The organism is Streptomyces lydicus (genome assembly GCF_004125265.1).
Classification (GTDB): Bacteria; Actinomycetota; Actinomycetes; order Streptomycetales; family Streptomycetaceae; genus Streptomyces; species Streptomyces lydicus_C.
Window position 1 is genome coordinate 183728 of sequence record NZ_RDTE01000001.1, and the last position, 21306, is coordinate 205033.

Genomic DNA, 21306 nt, shown 5'->3' on the forward strand with positions numbered 1-21306 from the left:
TTCCTCAGCCGTGACGATGCCCCTCCGCGAGGGGCTGGTGGCGCGGGTCGGTGGTGTCCTGTGGGTGCGGCTCCAAGGCCGGCGGTCTCGACAGCGTCGAGCGGGCTGGCGTAGGTCTGCGCCCCGAGGTACAGCGGCTTGTCGACTCAGTGCTAGCCGCACGGCTGCCCGTCGCCCAGGCACGAGGTGTGCCCGCAGCAATCCGGGGCGGGAGGCAGACTCGCGTGGCGCTCCTGCATGAAGTTCCGCAGGACCGCGCGCGTCGGCCATCGCCTCGTCGGGGGCGTCGGGGACGTGTCTGGTGCTCATTCCGGCCGCCCGTGCTGGCTGCAGCGCAAGTGCCCGAGCTGGTCGCAGTCATGGGCGCGGGGCGCGCCCTCGCCCTCGACGATGGTGACGGTGGTGACCTTCTGCGCGATACGGGTCTGGGTCACGAACGCCTTCGGATTGCCCCGCGGCCTCTCGGCGCCGGTCATCAGCCGGCGGGAGAAGTCCTGGGCGGCGGCCAGGTCGGTGGTGGAGTTGGCCTGCGCCTCCCACCACACATGCGGGTCCTTGCGGGTCTGGAACTGCACGGTGTACTCGATCTCCACGAGCGGGTACACCGGGTTGCGGTCGTCGGCCGGCGGCGATTGGTTCATAGGTGAGTCTTCCTCGTCTTCGGTAGCCTTGGTGAGGAGGTCGATCATGCCGGTGGCTGGGTGCCAGACCTGGCGGGCGGTCTCGTAGCCGTGCTGGGCATGCAGACGTGACCACAGGTCGGGGAACGGCGCCTCGATGCCTTGGACAGGATCGTCCATGAGGCTCATGACCGTGTCAGTATCGGCGGGCACGAGCGGCAGGTACGTCTCACCGGGCTCGGGTGCGTACGGGCCGACCTCGTACTGCGCGCCGTCGGCGCCGGTGGTGTTGTGCGCCATCAGTTCGAAGCTGCGCACCATCTGCTGGGCGATGTGTTCGAAGGCGATGGGGCCGATCAGGGTGGTTCCGCCGTCGGTGCGGGTCACCTTGATGGCCAGCTCAGCGGGATCTGTGGTGCTCATGGGGCCGGGGCCTAGCTGCTTCATGGGGTAGTCCTCCTTCGGGGCGAGGCGTAGCGTGTGGCGCCAGTTTTGGACGACGATCGGTCCGTCGGTGAGGTTGACGACTTTGCCGGATGTGGGGGTTAGCCGGGCAAGTGCGGTGAAGCGAGGTGGGCCGGGTCGGAGTCAGGGCCCGCAGGGGCCGCGGCGGCGGTCGTCCCGGTGCCGGGGTTGTCGTACATCGGAGCGTGCGTGTGGTGGGTGGTGTGCGACGGTCGGCCCGGCCGGGAGCGGCGGGGCGGGCCTGTGAAGGAAGGCGGAGGGCTGCACCGGGAGGAGTTCTTCTTACAGGGGCGCCCCTGCCAGGCGACGCGGGCGACGGCACGCGCGCCGCAGCAGGCAACTCAGGTGGAGAGGCAGCCGGCGGATGGGGCGGCGAGCAGCAGTGAGCTTCGTCATGGCGTTTCACGCCTCAAGTGGGGCTCCAGGTGAGGATGGTGCCCTGGGTACCAGGAGCGGGCCTCATCCGGGCCCGGCTCGGCCGGCGGCGAGAACGGCAGGTCCCGATGCCGAGTGCCTCAACCGCTCGGCCCAGGTGGCAGGGAGCAGGGGCTCGGCCCACCCGCGCACGGGCGAACCCGTATGATGGGTGGGCCGCGTCGAGGTGGAGGCGCCGCCCGGGGTGGCCAGTCGGTCACCCCGGCGGTCAGCGCGAAGCGGTGCGGAACTCGGTGCACTCGTCCGAGGGAGCGTGGGCGGTGTGGTGCCGGCCGCACCGGCAGTAGGCGGTCGGCTGCTCGCCCATGCTGTCGCAGTCGGTCAACTGGCACACCGGGCAGCGGCCAGCTGACAGGTGCGCGAGGGCTCGCAGTATGGGCATTGGGTCCTTCTCGTAGGTGCAGATGGCGTCGCCGAGGGACGAGGGGTCCTGGGGCTGCTCGTTGGCCTGCAGGCATTGGTCGTTCATGAGGTGGGTGCGTTCGTTTTCCCAGGAGGTGATGGACGCGGCTGCCGCGGCTGCCAGGCGATGCAGGGCGCGGTCGGTTCGGGCCAGGCGTTCAGCGGTCTCGCCGATGGCGACCAGGCTCCAGGCGATCGCGTCTCCCCAGCTGGGCTGCTCCGTGGGAGGGCGGAAGAACTCGAAGTCCTCGGACAGAGAGGCACGGCGTGAGCCGTCAGGGAGGTCCTGGGTGATCAGCGCGTAGCGGGCGTCCTCGGCGTCGGGCCAGAGCAGAATCGGCTCGGCCCAGGTGACCTGCGCGCTCTTCGCGGCTGTCAGGATCTTCTCCAGGTCGTCCCAGGTGAGCGTGGGCGCGCTCTCGAAGAGCTCGTCCCATTGCTCAGGGGATGGGGCGGGGTGCAGGTGGGGCGAGTTGTAGGCGGCGAGGGTGTCCAGCACCCAAGGGGCGTACGGCATGGCGTCTCCGCTCGGTCCGGTAGCCGCGCTCTTTTCGCGGCGGGTACGGGCGAGCCTGGAGTCGTGAGCTGCTAGTCGGGCAACTGTATGGAGAGCGCGTGGCCCCCGGGGCCGGCCCGCAAGCGGGACCGGGCCCCGGGGGCCAAGGGAGCGCTTAGCGAAGAGGAGCCTCTGATATCTCCTCCGGGTCTATGGCTATTTGTGGTTGTTGCGCGGGCCTTCGTCCATCACAACCTCGGTGGTCTCAGCTCCCTTGCGCAGGAGGCTGCTGCGCCGCAGCTTCACGGTGGGCCGGTTCTCGGAGCCGCGCCCTGAGTACTGCTCCAGAGCGTGGATGACCACGGAGTCCTGGGCGTTCTCGATCATTCCCGGGACGCACGAGTAGACCTTGTCGTCCGGGTTGGCGTTCTCTGCCGCGATCATGACCCTGTCGCCTGCCGCGCCATTGTCGATCTCGAGGGTGACGCCGTAGCGGTAGAAGGAGCCGGGCCCATTGGACTGTGCCGAGTAGGCGACCGGCACTACAGCGCGGATCGAGTCGTTGAGCTTGATCTCGATGGTTTCCTCTGCGATGCCCTGTGCTCCTCGGCCAACGTCGCCCAGGTGCTTGACCGCACCATCAGCGGTGCTCATCCGTGCTGGGACGCCGCGGGCGCCGAAGGTGGCAACGTATTCCACATCGCCATTGGTCCGGACCACGATGGCGTAGAGGTCGTAGTCGGTGTGGCTGCTCCACGTCATGCGGGCGGTCACGCCGGCGGTCTTGGTCAGGGAGACGGGGGCGTCGCCCTTGTTCATGTTGATCATGGGGGTCCTGTTCTGGTGGACGTGTGCCGCACTCGCACCGATGGGTGCCTGGTTGCGGCCTGGCCCCGGAACCGTGAGAGATGGGCGGGTTAGCCGCGCAACTCGCTGTGCAAAGCCGAGTTGGTCGCTGTCGCGCCTTGTTGTCTCCGACCGTAGAAACGGGAAAGCCCAGGTGGAGGGGAAAGGCCGGATCGTCCCGTGGGGTGGCACTTCATTCCGCTCATGCGGTCCGCCGGAGGGGACGCAGGGTCGGCATCACGTGGGGTTGCTCGATCGGCCGGTGGTCGGGCGGTGCATGGAGGCATGTGAATGGCCCGCCTGCTGGTGCAGGCGGGCCGAAGGCTCACTCGGGTTTGGGTGGACAGTCTGCTGATCCAGCACTGCCCGTGCCGTCCGTCCAGTTCAACTCATACTGGTGGAGGAAGTCGGGTACGGAGGGGCTGCGTGCGCAGCGGGGCATCCGTCGGCGAACAACTGGTCCTGGGCGATCAGGTGGGTGCTGCCCAGTGGCCCGTCCACCTCGTCCCCACCCGTCTTGTTCTAGGGAGTACCACTGTCGTACTGGTTGTCCCAGCGATTCATCCGTACGCATGCGCAGGTGCCTGCCGCGACGACCAATGCAGCCAGGCCGCCGATCACCCCTCCGTACGAGCTGGTCCGCATCTCGTCCACCGGACCGGCCGCACCCTCGGGGTCGTACAACACCTGCATCTCATCACCGGGCGAAACCCGATCCGCATCACAGCCGCCGCTCTCCCCCAGCCGAGGCGAGATCTCTTGTCCGTCGCGAGTGCGGAGCGTGCACTTATCGCTCTTGCGGTCCTCGACCTTGACCACGACGGCCTTGGTCCACTGGCCACGGTCCTGCATGGCCCGATCGTCGCCGGCCCCATGGGAGACGACCGCAAGTCCGGCTGCGGCGATGACGGCGATGATGAGTTCCCAGGCTACCTTCCGCTTCTTCTCGGTGACACGGCGGAACCAGAAGACCGGCACCAGGATGAGTGTCAGGGGAATCACCAGCACGGAGATGAGGAAGCCCGCGCCGCGCAGCAGGGCCGGCAGGGGCACCACCGGCGAGTACCACATCAGGGCCGTCGAGACGGCAGCGCACGCGCTGTTGAACGAGAGCCAGTGAACGGGGCCCGTACGAGGAGGAGGGTGCTCGACTGGCCGAGCCGCTCGGCGGGTTCGTGTCGCGAGCTCGCGTATGTACTTGTATCCCTTCATGCGCTTCCTCTCCGTCTGTGCCATGGCGTGTTGACGGAGAACCCTACGGGTGCGGAATCCAGACGGACCGGTGAGGTCCCGTCAGCTGGCTGCCGCCGGAGGCTGCTTGGCACGGCCAGCGGTGTTGTGGTCGAGACAGGTGCACCGCCTCCGGGACTCGCCGTCGGACGCGGTGTGCGCCGTCGGCGTCGAGGGGACCGGGTCGCCAGAGCGGCCGCCGCAGTACTGGGATGGCCTCGGGATCCGGGCGCGGGTGTTCCTTGCCCACACGCAAGCGCCCCTGGTTGTGCATCCGTGTCGGATGCACAACCAGGGGCGGCGCCGAGGGCCGGCTGGTCTCTATGCGAGGGGGGATTCGCGGCGAATCTCCTCCAAGTGCCCGTGGAAGAGATTTAGTTGGACGGTCTTGGTGTCAGTCTTGAGTTCGAGGAGGCCTCCGCAGGTGCAGGCCAGAGCGCTCGGCCCCTCGGGCGGTTCGAGGATGGGGCTGTGCCCGGGGTGGGAGTCGATTTCCTGCATGTCGGTCGAAGTTACGGTCAAAGAACTGGGCATCAGCTGGCTCGTTTCGTGAGTAGGCGGTGAGTCGGAGCAGGGTTGAGGGGTCTAGTGGGTGAGAGCTGCAAGGTACTGTTCGGCGGCGGCTGGCCCGAGGTGCCGGCGCAGGGCGTCGCCGCGGCGCCAGGTGACGGTCCCATCGAGAGCGTCCAGCATGCGGGCTGCAGCGATGATGGCGTTCAGGGAGACGTCTTGCTTGAAGCTGTGGCCGATCCTTCGCTCCAGGGCGGCGTAGATCTCCGGGAGCGGCAGCTCGAGGGCGAAGCACACCCGGGTGGCCAGGATGAGCCAGTCCGTTCCGGCGAGGACGCAGTAGACGCAGGAGAGGCGTGGCAGCCCGGTGTCGTAGATGGGGTGGTACTCCAGGCCGTTGCTGGCGATCTCCCTCCAGACCTCCTGCTCGGACAGCTCGTGAATGCAATTCCAGGTCAGTACGAGCCGGTTGGCGCTCGTCTTCCGAGTATCGAGCGCCAGGCGTGTCTTCAGGGCACGCGAGGGGGACTCGGCTCCGCGTACGCCCATGACGTTGAGAACGACGGCCTGACGGGCGAGACCGAGCTCAGCCACCCACTTGGTGATGGCGGGGCCGGTGGGATCCCGCTTCAGCTTGGAGGTGCATAGCCGCCGCTGGGCATCAGGCCACAGCCGGCGATTCTCGACCATTCCGAGGAGGCCGCCTTCGTCGGCCACCACGAGGAAGGGAATTCCGTAGCGCTCGGCTTGCCGGCGGGCGAGTTCCCGAACGCCGGGCCACTCTGCTCCCGTGTCACAGTGCACGACTCGCACCTTGTGCAGGCACCCTGCGGCCTCGGCCGCGGCGACCGTACGGTGCATCGCCACGATTGAGTCTTTGCCCGCAGATGTCAGGATAGTCACCAAATCGGCTGCTCGGATTAGGTCGACAGGGTGGTCGGCCAAGCGGTCGAGGAGCAGGGTCGTGGCGCGGCGACGGCGGCGTTCGTTCGAGTATCGATTGAGCACCGGCCGATGAGGTCGGAGCATCGCGGAGGTGCGCTGCAGCCTGGCTTCGGCTTTGCGGACCTTGTGCTCTGCCTCCTGGTGCTCGTGTTCGGCGGCGAGGAGGGCAGAGTGCGTCGGGGGGGCACGGTCGTTTCCGCCGGTGGCGTTGATGTGGTCGCGCCAGTGGGTGAGTTGGGTCTGAGTGGTGCTGTGCTCGTCATGTGCCTGCCGGAAGGCTTGCTGGGCCGCTCGATGAGCGCCGGCGGCCTTGCTGGCGCAGCGGATCAGTTCGATGGTGCGGAGTGCGTTGTAGGTCTTCATGTCGGTCTCCTTGGTGATGACCGCGGTTGCTGGGAGTGAGGAGGGCGCCCCGGCGGCCGGGCCGGCTTGGCGGCTGTGTGGAGTGCCTGGTTTTCAGGGCATGACATCTCCGGAAGGCGTGGCCTGGAGAACCGGCCACCAGGGGCGTGCCCGCGCTGCGGCGGTCTGCGGCGGGGCAACGGTGGGGAAGATAGGAGGCGCTGGGGCTAGCCAGGCAAATGCGGCGGGGAAGCACCTGGCGGAGCGGGGTGCGCTGCTGGAGGGGGCCTACTGGGAGGTTGACGCGCGGGTGCCGGTGAGCGCGCAGCTCGTGTTCGACGACGAGGGCCGCGGGCCGCCTGCACTTCGCTGCTCTGGAGGCGGAGCCCGTACCGACTTCTCTGCGCAACCTGCGGGGTGCTGGTCGGCTTGGGCACGGAGCCCTCTTCCGATCGGCGCTTCGAGCGGGAGGCGATGGGGGCGGGGCTGGCCCCGGCTGGAGGTGTTTTCGTAGACCGGCGTCGACCGGACGTTCACCTCGGTGACCGGCGGCGCGGTGAGGCTGAAGGACCACGTGACGATCGCCGCGCTGCTGTGTTGGTTACGCACAGCTGCCGGGCAGCGATCCCGCGTGCGCAGGCGCGGGGGCGGGCTGGATTCCTCGGAGACGGTATGCGGGTCGTCGTCTCTGTGCCGTTGGCGTATGCCGGCCGAACCCGAAGTGCTTCGAGCGCCGGGGCGATGCCACCTGCAACATGTCCAACGAGGATGCGGCAGAGTTGAGCGTGGAGGTCGTGGTCGGCAACACGCGCGACTCGCTCTTCGTGCTGGACGTCCTCTATGAGGCGATGGCGGGCCAGCGCCCCGAGGTGACTGTCGCCGACACCGCGAGCTACAGCGATGTTGTCGTTGGGGCGCTCACCTTGGCGGGATTCGCGTACTCGCCACAGCTCGCTGACCTGCCGCTCAGAAGATGTGGCGCAATCGAGCGCACCGCCGACTACGAAGCCTTCCGGGACGCAGCCCGCGGATCGACCGGGGCAGGGCCGAACGGCACTGGGAAGCCATCCCGCGGATCACCAGCTCCGTCCACCCCGGCGCACTCCATGCGGCCCGTGCCCGGTCCGCACTCGGCGGTGTCGCGTCCAGAAGGGCGTGGGCCTGCCCGCCGCTGTCGCCCGTGCCTTGTCACTGGTCCGTGCGGGGCCAGCCGCGCAGGTCGCTGCGCCTACCGTCGCGGAGGCAGAGACCTCGGGCATGTGATGCGCTTGCGGGCCCTCTCCGGGGTGGGAGCAGGGCAGCCGCCGGGAGACGCTCGTCTCGTGCGTGCTCGCCGGCGGTTCTCAGGCTGAGCTCCTGGGCCGGATCGTTCGGGAATGTGAACCGGAGAGCACGCACGGCTCTGGCTCAGTGGCTCAGGCGCCGCTGCCAACGTCAGTACCGAACTCGTCGTACGGGTCCGCAGGGTCTGGCTCGCTGAGCTCGTGCAGGCCGGTGAGGTGTGCCAGAAGGTCTGCAGGCGTGGCGACTTCGATGCGCGTGCCGTTGTTGTCCAGGATGAAGTCTGGTCGGCACCAGTCCCCGGCCTCGGTGATGACGGGTTCGAAGTGCAATGTGCGGCCGACCATCAGGGCCAGGCTGGCGGTGCCGTCAGGGTGTCCCTTCCAACGACCTCGGGAGGTGAGGAAACTGTCCTCGGAGTCGTCTCGCACGTCTCGGTGGGTGTGACACCACGCTGCGGTCGCGGCCCGGTAGGCCGCGTCGATCGCGACGTCGCGCTCCAGACGTCTGAGGACCTCCGCGTCGGAGAGCACCGCGTCCTCCTCGGCGGAGCTGGAGCGTGCATTGTCTGCGGGCTGGCTTTTGGCAGGGTTGCGGTCGATGCCGTTCAGCCAGCGACGCGTGCCCTCAGTGGCCAAATCGAGAAGACCGGAGGTGAGTATTCCGCTCGTGAGCGCGGCCGCCACGGAAGCGGCGCGGCTGATATGCCCTCCGTGACGTGACGAGGTGCGACGGTGGACGGCGGTGCCGCTCGCGGTCGCCGCGGCGATAGTCGAGGCAAGGCACGCCGATTCCAGCAGTGCTAGGGCGGCCTCGTGGGCCAGGCGCCGGGCGGGGGAGCCTCGGTCGTCGAAGCGCATGGGGAGGATCTCCTGTAAAGGGTTGGCGGCGTATCCCGTGCAGGACTGTGGACAGTTCAGCTGGGGCAATCGAGTCGTTCGTTCATGGCCGGCACGGCCAGGTGTCGGGGTGCCCGGAGGGGAGTACGCCTGAAGGCGGCTGTCGAGGAGCGGGGAGGGCGAGTGTGGCCTGTTCGTGGTCAACTGCGCCGTCCGGCAGCTGCCTGCCGGATATCAGGCGGCGGCTGGACGCGGATTCGAGCGGCTACCGTGGGCGGCGGCCTCGCACGGGTCTCACCGTCGGTGGGCTTGGGTGTATTCACCGACGACCTTGAGACCTTTAGGGGTTCTGCATCGTCTGTCTTGTCTGGGTAGCCTCAGGAGCGCGGCATAGGCTTGTAGTGCCTGCACCTCTCACTCCCCCCACGCCTCGGCAATGGAGGTTGCGAACTGCTGCACGAGCTCAGCTGCTCCGCTCAAGCCGCCGTCGGTGAAGGCGTGGATGAGCCGAGAGCCGACCACTACCCCGTCAACTGCTCCGTGGCGGACGGCAGCCGCTGCCAGCTCGGGGGTCGAGACTCCGATGCCGGTCAGGATCGGGGTCGAGGGAGCCAGGTTCCGGAGCGATCGAGTGAAGGCAGCCAGGCTGTCCAGGTCAATCCCGGACGCGTACCCCGTACGTTGTCCTGCGGCCGCGGGGGCATAGACGAACCCCGTCGCCGCCCGGCATGTCATTCGCAACTCGCCGGACGGGGCCGAGCGGTTGGCCAGCAGAGGGGCGCTGATCCCGGCCTCTGTCGCTGCCGCCGCCCATTCCTCGACGTGCTCCGGTGGAACGTCCGGTACGAGGCACCCTGCAGCGCCACTGGCAGCCAGCTCGTCGGCCATTCCCTGCGGGCCGAGGGCCTGGACCGTCGGCCAATAGCTCATGACGACCACGGGCGTGTCACTTCGAGCAGAGACTCGCCTCACCGTTTCCAGCGTGGTGCTTACGCCATCACCCGCTCCAAGGGCGCAGCGATGTGCTTCGGCGATAGCCGGACCGTCGAGCCAGGGATCCGCTGCTGGGGCGCCCACTTCTAGCATCGCCGCGCCGCTTTCCGCATAGGTGACGAAGGCGTCCACGCTGCTGCGGAGGTCCGGAAAGCCCGCTACGGAGAAGGCCCCGAGTACGGGCCGGAGCCTCTCCGGCTCCGACTCCCTGCCGAGGTCGACGGCAGCCTGGAACATGGGGTCGCGAACATGTATGCCGCGCGTCATGCCAGGTCACCCATGATCCGGGCACTCTGGCGTTCGGAATGGGTGTAGGGCCCGTCGAGCTCCATCACCTCGGTCGCCTCCGCGAGGCGGTGCAGGGTCATCAGACTCGGGGCCTGATGAGGGTGATCAGCGGGCAGATTGGTGGCCGGGCCCGCCAGGTTGCCGGCGCGGGCGGGCACGAGGACCTGGGCGAGTGGGGCGGGCGCTGTTGGCGCGAGCCCTGCCGGCGGGGTGCCCGTGGCATGCCATGTCGTGTTCATGGGGTGAGGCAACCAGTTCTCACGGCATCGCCGAGGTGCTGGCGGTCTAGCGTTTCACCGCTCGACTCCGGGTTCGGGGGCCCCGTTCCGCGCGGTGGAACGGCACCCCGGGAGGGCTGCTGCCGGGCCGCAGCGGTGAGGGGGAGCAGGCGGCGGTGTCCGGTCCGGTGCGTTTACGGGCCGCGGTCCTCCGTGCCTGGGCAGCCCCGGGTGTTCGGGCCGCATCGGTGCCACGTCCCCGCCGACCGTGGTGTCCCGTGGGGCCGAACGATAGAGCCGAACGTGGAGCCAGGACGTGGGACGTTCGCGGCCGGTGACGCTGTGCGGCGCGGAGCGCGGCGACAGTGGTGCTGGTACTCGGCCGCCGAGCGAGAGATCGGACTCACCTGATGGACCTGCTGGAGAAGTGCCGTGCCTATGCGTGGGCTGACGAGGTACGCGATGCGGGGCTCTACCCGTACTACCCCGCCTTCCAGGGGGCCGTCGAGGGAGGGCAGGCGGTACTGGACGGCGCCGAGGTCTGCATGCTCGGCAGCAGCAACTACCGGGCGCTGAGCTCGAATCTCCAGGTAGTCGGTGCCGCGCAGGACGCGATCGCCCTGTACGGGACGTCCACGACCGGGTCCCGTTTGCTGAACGGGAACCTGGATCTCCATGAGGAGCTTGAGGCGGACCTCGCGAACTACCTGGGCTTCGAGGCTGCCTTGCTCTTCTCGACCGGCTACACGACCAACCTCGGTGTTGTGTCCTGCCTGGCCGGACGTGGCGATCAGGTGTACCTGGACGAGAAGGCACACGCCTCGCTCATCGACGGTGCTCGACTTTCCGCGGCCGCCGGCGCGGCGGTGCTGCAGTTCCGCCACAACGATCCCGACGATCTGGCGCGGCAGCTGGCGACCGCTCCGACGCGGTCAGCCCTGGTCGCGACCGAAGGGGTCTTCTCCGTGGAAGGCGATCTGGCGCCCGTCCCCGAGCTGGTCGCCGTCTGCGAGGAGTACGGCGCGACGCTGTTGGTCGACGATGCCCATGGTGTGGGCGCCATCGGTCGGGGCCGCGGCGTGATTCACCACTTCGGGATGGGGGGAAGGGTACCGCTGATGACCCTGTCGTTCAGCACGTCTCTGGCCTCGCAGGGCGGTGCTGTCCTCGCCGATGCAAGGACCATCGACTACTTGCGGCACACCTCACGTCCTCAGATCTTCTCCTCCGGGCTGAGTCCGGCCGACACCGCGGCCGCGCATGCCTCGCTGCGGGAGATCCGCCGGCGCGCCGACCGCGCTTCCGACGCAGTTGCTGCGGCGGAGCACCTGCGGGCGGCACTGGATGCGATCGGTTTCGACGTTGCCGGGAGCGACAGCCCTGTGGTCCCCGTGCGGTTCTCCGACCAAGTTGCGGTGCTGACGGCGCAGCGCGTCCTGGTCGACCACGGAATTCACACCAGCGCGTTGCTCCCGCCTGCATGCCAGGGCTATCAGCTCAGGATCGCCTGCACGGCGGCGCACACACCGGAGGTCCTGGACGCCGTGATCGGTGTCTTCGCCGCGCTGCGCGAGGACCTTCTCTCGAATCCCCGTCGGGTTGCCTGATGCCTGTTGCCGTAGCGGCAGCGGAACCAGCCTCGGGGCCTGGTTTCGCGTTGGAACATGATCTCGCCGAAGGGGGCAGCGATGTCGGATGGCGTCGAGGGCGCGCTTTGCGAAGCCCGGCAGCTACTTGCGCTGGAGGCTGAGCGGCGTGGGGTCAGCGGCAAGGACCTGGTCGACCAGCTCGCGCGCGAGGGCCGCCATACCGGCCGGGCACGCCGGGCACAGGTCGCCGCCTGGGAGACCTGTCACTTGCCGCAGTGGCTCGCGATGCCCCAGTGGGTCGCGGTCGCGATCATGGTCGATCGGCGCGGTGTGGCCAAGAGCATGGCCGCCGGGGCCCTGCCCCTGGCCACCGCGGCGTTCGGCGACACGCCGTAGCTCGGAGCAAGCAGGCACCCGCTGATCCCGGACCGCGCCGGCCTGCGTCACACCGCTGGCGGCTCTGCGGCGCCGTCGTTCGCTTTGCACTGCGGTCACAGAGAGGACATCGGGGTCTCGGGAGATACGTCGGCTTTTAGTGGCTGGCAGGAAGCTTGCCGACGGCGGTCTTGATGTGCTTGTCCACCAGGGCAGGGGCTCCCACCATCATCACTGCCACGTTGCCCTTTCGTACGGCCAGCGACTTCAGCACCTGGGCGCCTGAGGGAAGATTCATTGTCGAGGTGTACGCAAACTGCTCGTCCCCCAGATTCGGAGTGTCCGACTTGGCGACCTTCACCTTGATCGGGGTGGTGCCGGCCGTCATGGTGTACGAGGGGCAAGACGTGTAGGCGCCGAAGAGCGTGCGTAGTTTGCTGGACAGCAGCGAGGGCCGGTCGCTGTGCAGCTCTTCTGCCAACGTGGCGTCTGTGTCGTAGGTGAAGCTGGTCTCGGCCTTCGAGCCGAGCTTGAGGTCTTCGCCTCTCTTGCCCAGCTTCTCCAGTGAGGAGCACCCCTGGACCGAGATGTCGTCGAACTTCCCGTTGTCGGTCTTCTCGTGAACCTGAACGTATCCGGTGCCGAGATCTGCCTGGGAGAGCAGCAGGGGGCGGAGTGCCCTCTCCGCGAGCGGTTTCGGTTCCTTGGCGGGCTTGGTCTCCAACTGGCCGGATGCTCCTTGGGTGCCGCTGCCGCAGCCTGTGATCAGCGTGCCGGACAGCACGGTGGCGAGCATCCACCGCCGCGTCCCGAATGTTGAGATGTGCATCGGGTAGCTCAACTCCCTTCCTATTTCCCGGATATGACCCTACTGCCTCGCGCCGGCCTGTGGTTCCTGGCCCAGGTTGCCGGTATCCAGGTCGCCTCTGCTCCATCCTCCACCTCTGCTCTTCAGGCGTTCGGGAAGTGCTCGCGTCGCAGGCTGTCGACGGCGAGCTGCTCGGCACGCCTGCTCCGTGCGGCCTTCCTCCCCCGCCCCGGACCGGGAGGCGTTGCAGCCCCTGGGCTTGTCGACCTCAAGCACATCCGTTAAGTCCGGATTGTTGAAGCAGGGATATATCCTATGGATCACGCTGAAATCGCCTGCACTTGACTATATGGGGCCATACTCTCGCGTCTTTTGATTCACCAGCCGAACTCTTCGCCTCCATTTCAATAGCCGAAAAGCCTCGGGAGCGATATTTTCAGCTGTCGAAAAGTTGACCCATTTCGCGGAGTAATTGTTGAAGTCCGGGCAAGGGGATGCTGAACTCTCCCCTGTCACCATCAGGCGGCAACCACCAAAACGACAATCCTTCTCACGCAGCTGAAGCGTGAATTCGTGCCGTGCATTTCGCTACACGACTCAGATGGCTCTCCAGCGAGGGGGTCTGGGCCGTGCCCCACCCTTCACGGAGAAAACCAGCATGGTCGCTCGCAACGTATTCGAATGGCCAGTCGCATCTCGGCGATCGAGGCAGAGTGCGAGTTGGGACCTCCAGAAGAGCTTCGCCGGATCCAGTTCCGGGTGCATCGCCTCCTGTATGGCAAGTACGGCCGCTGGGCGGGGCGGCACAAGGGGCACAGCCCGTGACGGGAAAGCTCGACGGGCTCGAATTCGCTGCAGTGCGGTGCGAAATGGGATGCGCACTCCGGACTGGGCATTTCCGGCCTGCCGTTCAGCTCTGCGGTAGCTGGTTCCGTGCATTCACTCAGAAACCATTCATTTGATCACTGGGAGATTCTTGTGTCTAAGATCAAGCGTTCCGCAGCGACTGGTCTGATTCTCGCTGCCATGGCGGGCGGCACGCTGGCGACGACCGTCTCTCCGGCCTCCGCCGCGACGCTCCACTACCACTGCAAGTCGAGCTACAAGTCCATCGACAATCCTGGCGACTGGGGTCCTGCGCCTGACAACTGGGACTTCACGGTGAAGAACTGCGTCGCCCGGTCGGGTTCGTACGTGTACGCCAAGGCCAAGATCAGCTGGGACGGCCCCATCGGCGGCGCCAAGTTCGACTCGGATCCCTACTTCCGGCTCTACGCGCAGAAGTCGGTAAGGGGGAATGATCACACCCAGGCGTACTGGGACTTCAACATGGCCGACGCGCTGGCTCGGCACGACAAGTGGTCCAACCACAACGGATCCATGACGACAGGCACTATCCGGGCGAAGGTGAGCAAGGGAAAGGGCTACGCCGATGGTGCCCTCAAGATCAATTGGTCCGATGACGATCACCGCACCCGCCACTACGGATTTTCTGGCTCCCCGCGAGTCTGATCAGTGGTCGTGATCCTGGCGCGGCTCGGAGGGTGATCCGTCCATACCAGCCGAGGCTTGTCCTCCCCCGACAGGCCTCGGCTCCCCCTGGGGTGTCGTCGCCGCTGCGTGGGGGCAGCGGCGACGACACCCCATCCCTTACCCATACGGCCCTGGCATTGCCCATTCGCCGCCCCAGAAAGGCCTGCCGAGCGCTGATGGAAATCCGCATTCACAGCCTCCGAAACACCCCTCTTTCTCTCACCGCAACCTCAAAACGTCGAGCTGGCATGCCCACAACTACACAGCGGCGCCCGCCGCTCATCGTTTTGGGTGCGGGCGATACAGCTCGGCAGGCGTTCTTGCTGCGACGCATTGCCGGGCTGCATCCCGTTCTTGTGCTCGATCCCGAACCGCCGGCGTGGGTCTTCCCCCATGCGGCAGGCTCATGGGCGATAGATCTCACGAACGAGGTGCTTGTCGTTGCAGCCGTCGCAGAGAAGATGCGGAGCCGTGGCGTGGCCGGGGTGACGACGTACGTGGAGCAGCACGTTTCCCTTGCCACCCAACTTGCAGAGCGGTTCGGCCTCCCCCTCGCCGGCTTCGGAGGCCGGGGTGATGTGCCGGGACGTGAAGCGTCGGCTGCTGAACGAGCACCGGGCGCCTCCAGCCTGGCCGTCCCTGCTGGCTGAACAATCCGTTGTGGAGTCCCGCGGAGTTCTCGGCCACCCCGGCTGCATGACGAAGTGGTGATCACCAGCCGCCCCGCGCTGGCGTCTTCGTCGTCCGGCGGGCGCTCTCATCTTCCTCGGCGTCGAGTCACATCCCCCTCCCCTATCGCCAGCAACAGGAGCAGCGTCATGGTCCTCGCCTCCAGCTCCGTCGTGTCCAGGACCCTCGTGGGGTCTGATTCGCTGCCCTGCTCCAACGACGCGGCCGCTGTCGGCGACAACGGCGGAGTGGGCGAGTTGGGCCGCCGCCCGGGCCGGAAGGGCATAGGTGCAACCCTGGCCCTCGCCCGCGCTGATAGTGCTCCGACAACGTCGAAGCTGCACGGCTACCGGATCTCCGAGATCTGGTCTGAGACCCGCACCGCGGACGGCTCCCTCGACCGCCGGAACCTGGCGCCTGACACCGGGGGGCTCTGCCGCGCACTGCGCTTCTACACCCTCCAGACTCGGGACACCCTGAGCACTGGCCACGGTCGTATTCGCAGCCGGATCGTCTACTCCCCTGGCGGCGGCCCCGCATTCCTGGCCGCACGCTTGGCCACCGGACCCTCGTGGCCCCGGCCCCCGGGGCGACAGGCCAGCCACCGTGCCCTCCGCGGTCTGGGTGCCCACGGCCTGTACCCGGGACAAGCGCGGTGAGCGGGGACATGAGCATGGGCATGCCGATTCTGCCGTGGCGTGACACCCTCACGGTGCACGCTTTGGAAGGTGGCGAGGCCCTCGACTACCTGGCCGTCCAATGGCCGATGCTCTACGCCCGGGACCAGGAGGCGACGCCCTACCAGAGCTCGGCATGGCTCCGCGGCTGGGCAGCGCAGCGTCCCGCCACCACACCGATCGTCCTCGCCGCTTCCTACGGGCCGGGCCGGCCCGCGGCCGCGCTCGCCTTGGCACGCGAACACAATGCCCAGGGCAGGGCACGGGTCTCACCGCTCGGCTCGCCGTTCGCAGAGTACGTCCGTGCCGTGGGGCCGGACGCCTCGCAGCCCCACGTCGCAGCCGCGCTGGTTCGTCGGCTGGTGGAGTGGGCCGAAGAGGGGGTATCCGTGGTGTTGCCCGATGTGCCTTCGGCCAGTTGCCTGGGACGAATCGTCGCCGCTGAGCCGGGCTGGCAGCACACCACCGTCCTGTGCGCCCGGATCCAACTGCCGGTCAGCTACGACGCGATGAGTCGGTCTACTCGGCGCGAGCACACCCGTCGCGAGCGGATCTGGACCGACCTGGCTGCCGCGGGCCGCATCGAATATCACCGCACCCGTACCCGGGAGGAACTGGCCTCTGGCTACTCCGACGCACAGCACCTGCACCGGCGCCGCTGGGCTGGTCACCCCGCGAGCCCAGACGTCGACCTCGACGGTCTGTTGGAGGTGCTGCGCAGGTGCGGGCCCGGCGAAGTGTTTGTCGCGACACTGCGGCTGGACGGAGTTGCGGTCGCGGCGATGGTGTGTCTCTACCGGGAGCGGACTTGCTACTCGCTCCTGCCAGCCATGGACCCCGCGGTCGCCGGCCTGGCGCCCGGGCACGCCTTGCAGCGTCGGCTTCTCTCAGATCTGGCGCGGCTCGAATTCGACTCGCTGGACCTCGGGCGCACACGTAGCGACCCGGGGCAGGTCGAGTACAAGCGCCAGTACGGGCCGCGATGGACGACCACCACGACCGCTGCCAGCGCCGGCAGCTGGTGAAGCCCCGGGCGAATGGCGGCCTGCAGCCAGCCGTCGATCCCTCTCCACCTCTACCACGAATCGAGGATTCTGTATGACTAGTGACCACACCGCGGCGCCTTCGGCCACGGACTCCGCAGCGGTAGATGCCCTCTCCCGTCTTCTGTTCGGGCCGGAAGGCACGCGCGTTCACCGTCCCTGGGCTGATTTGATCAGCAGCCCCGAGTTCCAGCCGCACAACGGGTTGTCCTCCGCCGAGCAGACTGAGCTGGCCTACAAGCGCCTGCGACGTGTCAACGCTGCCATCGACTCACCTCTGTCATTTGTCAGGGACCCTGTCCGCCTGGCTGCACTGCATGAGTGGGCGGCGATCGCGGACGGGTCGACGGCAGCCCTGGTCAGCATCCACTACAACCTGTATCTGGGCAGCCTTGCTGAGGCCCGTCATGAGTCGGGCCGCGCGCTGGATGATGTTCTGGCGATGCGTGCGACCGGTGCCTTCCTGGTCACCGAAGTAGGGCATGGCGCGGATGCAGCTGCTCTGGAGACCACCGCTACGCACGACCCGGCCACCGGCGCGTTCGTGCTCCATACTCCGTCTAACGCTGCTCAGAAGTTCATGCCGAATACGTCGATGGTCGGCGGGCCGAAGTACGCGGTGGTGGCGGCGAGGCTGCTCAGCGGCGGCACGGATCACGGCGTCTTCTTGTTCCACGTCCAGCTCTCAGGCCCGGCCGGCCCTCTGCCTGGTGTCCGCATCCGGGAGTTGCCAGCAGGCACTGGTCTGATCGACCACTGCCTCACCGCGTTCGACAGTGTTCGCCTCCCGGCCCACGCCCTCCTGGAGGGAGAACACGGCTCGATCACAGGCAACGGCGAGTTCAGCAGCAACCTCTCCAGCAAGCGCCGGCGATTCCTGCACGCGATCGGCCGCGTCACCTCGGGCAAGATCTGCATGAGCGCCGCCGCCTGCAGCATGTCGCGCGCCGCAGTCGCGATCGCCGTCCGCTACGCCCACCACCGTCGCATTTCCGGCGCCGGCGGCACCACGGTTCCTCTCGCCGCTCACCGCAGCCACCACGCCCCCCTCATCGGCGACCTGGCCCGGACCTACGCCATGACCCTGCTGCACCGCACGACCTTGAGCAACTGGGCGAACGCCGACGAGGACCGGCGCCAGGCGCTCGAACGCGACATCGCCCTCCTCAAAGCCCACACCACCTGGTCGGCCCAGGACATCATCCTGGAAGCGCGGGAGCGCTGCGGGGCACACGGGCTTCTCCCCGACAACGGCTTCTCCCGCTGGACCAAGGTGCTGCAAGGGGCGATCACCGCCGAGGGCGACAATCGCGCCATCATGGCCAAGGCTGCCGGCGAGATGTTGCTGGAAGAACGACCGCCTGCGCCTGCGGCAGTTGCGGTGACCACCCTTGACCGGGGCGTGACTACCATCCGCGACCTGCGGTGCTTGCTCACCGCGGTTGAGGACCTTGCCGCCGCACGCGCGCGCTCGCGCCTCAGCATCAACCCCGACCTCGATCGGCTCGACCGCTGGAACACCAGCTGCCTGCCGGCCCTGGACGCAGCGGCCGCTCACACGTCCGGTGCGGCCGCCGATGCCTTCATTGCCGCAGTCGACGAGTGCACGGACCCGGGCGCGCGACACCTGCTGGAAGAGCTGTGCTGGCTCTACCTGCTGCAGGAGCTGCGGCAGTACACCGACGTCCTCCTGGCCGAAGGACACGTGACTGCCGCCTTCATCAGCCAGCTGCCCGACTCCCTCGAGTCGACCACGTCCGTTCTCCAGAGCCACATGCTCACCCTCACCGACGCGTTCGGGCTCGACGGGCTCCTGGCTTCCGTCCCCCTTGCCCATCCCACTTTCGAACAGCGCTACGACGATCCCGACGCGCACTGGCACACCGGCGAGGGCGAATTGGACACTCTCGGAAGCGAAGCAGCATGACCGACCGACCGGCCGCCGCGCCCTCGGCCCATGGAAGGGGCCTGATCCCCGATCTGCGCGCACCGGTCTGCGGCGGGACCGTGGTGGCCAGCGGGCGTCTGTGACGTGTCGGCGGGCCTATCCGAACTGTTCCGCCCTACATGTGGATGACTCCCCCGGCTGCGGCTGCGGCTGCGGGCACACCGAGCTGTGCCCGCAGCCGCTCGAACGCCGCGGCGGCCTGGAGGTGATGTGTCAGTTCCTCCTCGTCGAGCGCCCGTTCGGTGGGCGGTTCTGTCGGCCGATAGGCCGCGGCCCGGCCGGCAGCACGGGCTCCGTAGACCTCCAACGGTGTCCCGTGCGACGGCAGCGAGGCGTAGAACTCCTGCTCCGGCTCGCGCAGCACAGGCCTCCAACGGGACAGGCTCTGTGCCGGGCAGACGTCTCGGAGCTTGCGCAGGGCAGTCCGCAGAGGACCGGCCAGGTGCTCGCGGTAGCGGGCATAGACCTGGGCCCTTTGTGCGTCGCCTCGGGCGAGCATGGCGGCGTACCGGTGGCTCTCTTCATCGGCGGGTGCCTGGATGCGGGCGCCGACAGACGCTTCGGGCAGAAGGAGCAGCCCGGCATGGACCCGGCGGCGCAATTCGGCGCGGATGTAGCCAGCGGCGTTCTCGGGCCGGTGGGTGACGCCCCAGGAGCACAGCTCACGAGCGGCCTGGTCGGCGGTGTATCCGGCCTCGATCAGGGGGCGCAGGGCGTAGGCGAGGCGTCGTTCACACGAGGCTTGGGCCCACCAGACCTCCAGTCGGAGGCGCTGTGCGTAGGCGATGGAGGCTTTGGTCTCCTGCGGGCTGTATCGCGTCGCCTTCTGGCGGGGCTGTCGGGATTGTGAGGCGGGGGTGCGCGGCTTTGCGGGGCACGTCCTGCGTGTATTTGTCTCTCCCCGTATAGGTGCGGGTGGAGATGGGGGGAGCGAGGTGAAAGAAGGGGTCCGGCGGGCCTCGTGTGCGGTGCGGCGGTGGCGGGCGTCGGCTATGGCCTGTTCGCGTCCGTGGGGTGTGTAGGCGCGGACGCGGGAGAGGTAGCCGTGTCCGTCACGGATCCGTCCTTTGATCCGGTCCCAGGCTGGTGGCGCGCAGGGGGCGTAGATGGTGGCTGTGCCGCGGTAGCCGGTGCCGGCGGTGAAGGAGTCGCCGAGCCTGGTGCGCAGGACGTTGTGGGATGAACCGTGGGAGACCCAGGCCAGCAGGCCCAGTTCACGCAAGACGCGGATGTGCGTGGTGACGGTGCTGCGGGCCAGGCGGAGGCGTTTCATCATGCCGAGCAGGCCGTAGGCGACATGCCCGTCTTTGCTGTTGGGCATGCGGGTGGCGATGTCGCGGGCGACACGCAGGGTCGTGCCGGTGCTGTGAGGGTGGGTCTCGGCGAGGTCTTCGACGGCCGCGATGAATTCCCTCGGGTCGCGCAACTTGCGTGAACACGTGGAGGAGACATGCTGGTCAGCAGCGTCATTAATCAGACTATTAGGCGCGTTTTCGGGCGAACGTGACGGCGTTGTTGCCTGGGGCATCTGGCAACGACGGCAGACATGCTGCATCATGGGCAGCGCACGACTCCTATTTCAGGATGCACAAACCCCCGTTGTGGCGGGGGCTGGTTCTTTCCAGGACCTGTTCGACCGGGCTTTCCCCGGCCCGCGTCTCGGGTGGCGACCCGAGACGCGGGGTGTAACTGGACCGTCGCTCCACTCGGTGTGGCAGCACCGATGCGGATGTGCGGTCGCGCAGCGCGTTAGCTGCGACTGTGGGCTAGTTCATCGCCGCCTCCTAGATGCACCACCTGGAGGCGGTGCCCGCGTTTCGGATTCTCCTGCCGCCGTGCGGCGTGCAGTGTCGAGCTGGGGTGGTGGTCAGGCGGCCTGCAGGACGGTCGGTACCCAGGGCTCTGTGGTTTGCGCGGTGTGGCTGAGGCTGCGGGCGCTGTGCTGCAGTGCGGCCAGCCACTGGGCGAAGTGCGCGTCCAGGTCCTGCGTGGGCACGACCAGGCTCAGCGCGCCAGCGATCTGGTGCCGGCCATAGTCCGGCAACCCGACCTGCTCGGGGGCATGGTGGACGGGCACAGACAGCAGGCTCCAGCCCGGCAGCGGCGCCGCGGTCACCGCGTAGCCCTTCGCGCGGACACTCTGCAGTTCGTCGGACGTGGGCTGGAACGGATCAAGGTGGGCACGAATCACCAGTCCGGGAGCATCTATGTCGAGGGGCGCCTGGCGCAAGCGGCCGGCCGCGTCCGGATGCGCCGTGAGCTGTTTGAGGAAGCCGGATGCCTCGGCGCCCCAGACGTCCACCCAGATCCGCAGTGGGACAGGCAGCAGTACATGCCCGTGCATCAGCGCGACCTGACCGGTGGCTTCATGCAGTTCTCGGACGTGGTTTCGTTCCTCGGCCGGGGCGGCGGGCAGCGAGTGAACCAGCCAGCTTGTGTCGTCAGCGGTGACGCGGGCGGCGAGTTCGTAGTGACCGGGCATGCCGCGGACGGCGGCGCACAGTCCGGTCTGTGTCATCGCCGTGAGATAGCGCCGGAGTTCGGGGCGGGGCAGTCCGGTGCGCTCGACGAGGTCGGGCAGGCTGTGCGGCCCCGGCCCCCGGGTCAGCATCGCGGCCAGCGGTCTGTACGGGTTGAGATCCGCGGGAGAGGCTTCGCGAAAGAGCGGTACGACGGGCACGGTTCCTCCGTTGTGCAGGCAGGATGTCCGGGAAGGCTGCGGGAGCGCGGTGGCAGGGTCGGCAATGGCCCGAT

At 67.9% G+C, this 21306-nt stretch carries 18 protein-coding genes and 1 pseudogene; 7 read left to right on the top strand and 12 right to left on the bottom strand.

Annotated features, from left to right (window positions below; translation table 11 throughout):
• Positions 1 to 305: 305 nt before the first annotated feature.
• From D9V36_RS00925 to D9V36_RS00950, 6 genes are all read right to left on the bottom strand, one after another.
• Complete coding sequence (locus D9V36_RS00925; protein ID WP_129291987.1) at positions 306 to 1067, bottom strand: hypothetical protein; 762 nt, start codon at positions 1065 to 1067, stop codon at positions 306 to 308.
• A gap of 661 nt (positions 1068 to 1728) precedes the next feature.
• A complete protein-coding gene (locus D9V36_RS00930) occupies positions 1729 to 2439 on the bottom strand; it encodes a hypothetical protein (RefSeq protein ID WP_129291988.1) in 711 nt (236 codons plus the stop codon).
• A gap of 195 nt (positions 2440 to 2634) precedes the next feature.
• On the bottom strand, positions 2635 to 3246 hold the full coding sequence (locus tag D9V36_RS00935; protein ID WP_129291989.1) for a TerD family protein: 612 nt from the start codon (positions 3244 to 3246) through the stop codon (positions 2635 to 2637).
• 540 nt (positions 3247 to 3786) lie between these two features.
• A complete protein-coding gene (locus tag D9V36_RS00940) occupies positions 3787 to 4335 on the bottom strand; it encodes a hypothetical protein (RefSeq protein ID WP_206739573.1) in 549 nt (182 codons plus the stop codon).
• Positions 4336 to 4815: 480 nt separating this feature from the next.
• Positions 4816 to 4995 (bottom strand): hypothetical protein, encoded by a 180-nt coding sequence (locus D9V36_RS00945; protein ID WP_241720629.1) that lies wholly within the window; start codon positions 4993 to 4995, stop codon positions 4816 to 4818.
• An 84-nt stretch (positions 4996 to 5079) separates the two neighbouring features.
• Entirely contained in the window at positions 5080 to 6312 is a 1233-nt protein-coding gene (locus D9V36_RS00950) for a phosphoadenosine phosphosulfate reductase family protein (RefSeq protein WP_129291991.1), read from the bottom strand.
• Between the two features lie 223 nt (positions 6313 to 6535).
• Here D9V36_RS00950 and D9V36_RS42930 point away from each other — a divergent pair.
• A pseudogene (locus D9V36_RS42930) lies at positions 6536 to 7402 on the top strand (Tn3 family transposase); the annotation flags it as partial.
• 304 nt (positions 7403 to 7706) lie between these two features.
• On the opposite strand, the gene D9V36_RS00960 reads toward D9V36_RS42930, so the two are convergent.
• The 3 genes from D9V36_RS00960 to D9V36_RS00970 form a co-directional block, all read right to left on the bottom strand.
• Positions 7707 to 8432, bottom strand: a complete 726-nt coding sequence (locus tag D9V36_RS00960) for a hypothetical protein (protein ID WP_129291992.1) — start codon at positions 8430 to 8432, stop codon at positions 7707 to 7709.
• Between the two features lie 393 nt (positions 8433 to 8825).
• Positions 8826 to 9671 carry a tryptophan synthase subunit alpha gene (trpA, locus tag D9V36_RS00965; protein WP_129291993.1) on the bottom strand — a complete coding sequence of 282 codons (846 nt, stop codon included), beginning with the start codon at positions 9669 to 9671 and terminating at the stop codon, positions 8826 to 8828.
• A complete protein-coding gene (locus tag D9V36_RS00970; protein ID WP_129291994.1) occupies positions 9668 to 9931 on the bottom strand; it encodes a hypothetical protein in 264 nt (87 codons plus the stop codon). Before D9V36_RS00970 ends, trpA begins: the two co-directional genes overlap by 4 nt.
• A 389-nt stretch (positions 9932 to 10320) precedes the next feature.
• Here D9V36_RS00970 and D9V36_RS00975 point away from each other — a divergent pair, with 389 nt between their 5' ends.
• The gene (locus D9V36_RS00975; RefSeq protein ID WP_129291995.1) at positions 10321 to 11517 is read left to right on the top strand and encodes an aminotransferase class I/II-fold pyridoxal phosphate-dependent enzyme; all 1197 of its coding nucleotides are present in this window, start codon (positions 10321 to 10323) and stop codon (positions 11515 to 11517) included.
• 57 nt (positions 11518 to 11574) lie between these two features.
• Positions 11575 to 11895 carry a hypothetical protein gene (locus tag D9V36_RS00980; protein ID WP_129291996.1) on the top strand — a complete coding sequence of 107 codons (321 nt, stop codon included), beginning with the start codon at positions 11575 to 11577 and terminating at the stop codon, positions 11893 to 11895.
• Between the two features lie 136 nt (positions 11896 to 12031).
• Here D9V36_RS00980 and D9V36_RS00985 read toward each other — a convergent pair whose 3' ends face one another.
• Positions 12032 to 12703: a hypothetical protein gene (locus D9V36_RS00985; RefSeq protein WP_241720631.1), complete on the bottom strand. Its 672-nt coding sequence runs from the start codon at positions 12701 to 12703 to the stop codon at positions 12032 to 12034.
• Between the two features lie 957 nt (positions 12704 to 13660).
• On the opposite strand from D9V36_RS00985, the gene D9V36_RS00990 reads away from it, so the two are divergent.
• The 4 genes from D9V36_RS00990 (at position 13661) to D9V36_RS01005 (ending at position 18531) form a co-directional block, all read left to right on the top strand.
• Positions 13661 to 14194, top strand: a complete 534-nt coding sequence (locus tag D9V36_RS00990) for a hypothetical protein (RefSeq protein ID WP_129291997.1) — start codon at positions 13661 to 13663, stop codon at positions 14192 to 14194.
• A gap of 839 nt (positions 14195 to 15033) precedes the next feature.
• A complete protein-coding gene (locus D9V36_RS00995; RefSeq protein ID WP_129291998.1) occupies positions 15034 to 15543 on the top strand; it encodes a hypothetical protein in 510 nt (169 codons plus the stop codon).
• Between the two features lie 20 nt (positions 15544 to 15563).
• Entirely contained in the window at positions 15564 to 16586 is a 1023-nt protein-coding gene (locus D9V36_RS01000) for a GNAT family N-acetyltransferase (protein ID WP_164992803.1), read from the top strand.
• A 73-nt stretch (positions 16587 to 16659) separates the two neighbouring features.
• A complete protein-coding gene (locus D9V36_RS01005) occupies positions 16660 to 18531 on the top strand; it encodes an acyl-CoA dehydrogenase (protein WP_129292000.1) in 1872 nt (623 codons plus the stop codon).
• Positions 18532 to 18667: 136 nt separating this feature from the next.
• Here D9V36_RS01005 and D9V36_RS01010 read toward each other — a convergent pair whose 3' ends face one another.
• The gene (locus tag D9V36_RS01010; RefSeq protein WP_129292001.1) at positions 18668 to 19978 is read right to left on the bottom strand and encodes a hypothetical protein; all 1311 of its coding nucleotides are present in this window, start codon (positions 19976 to 19978) and stop codon (positions 18668 to 18670) included.
• Between the two features lie 441 nt (positions 19979 to 20419).
• A complete protein-coding gene (locus D9V36_RS01015; protein ID WP_129292002.1) occupies positions 20420 to 21232 on the bottom strand; it encodes a helix-turn-helix domain-containing protein in 813 nt (270 codons plus the stop codon).
• Positions 21233 to 21306 lie beyond the last annotated feature (74 nt).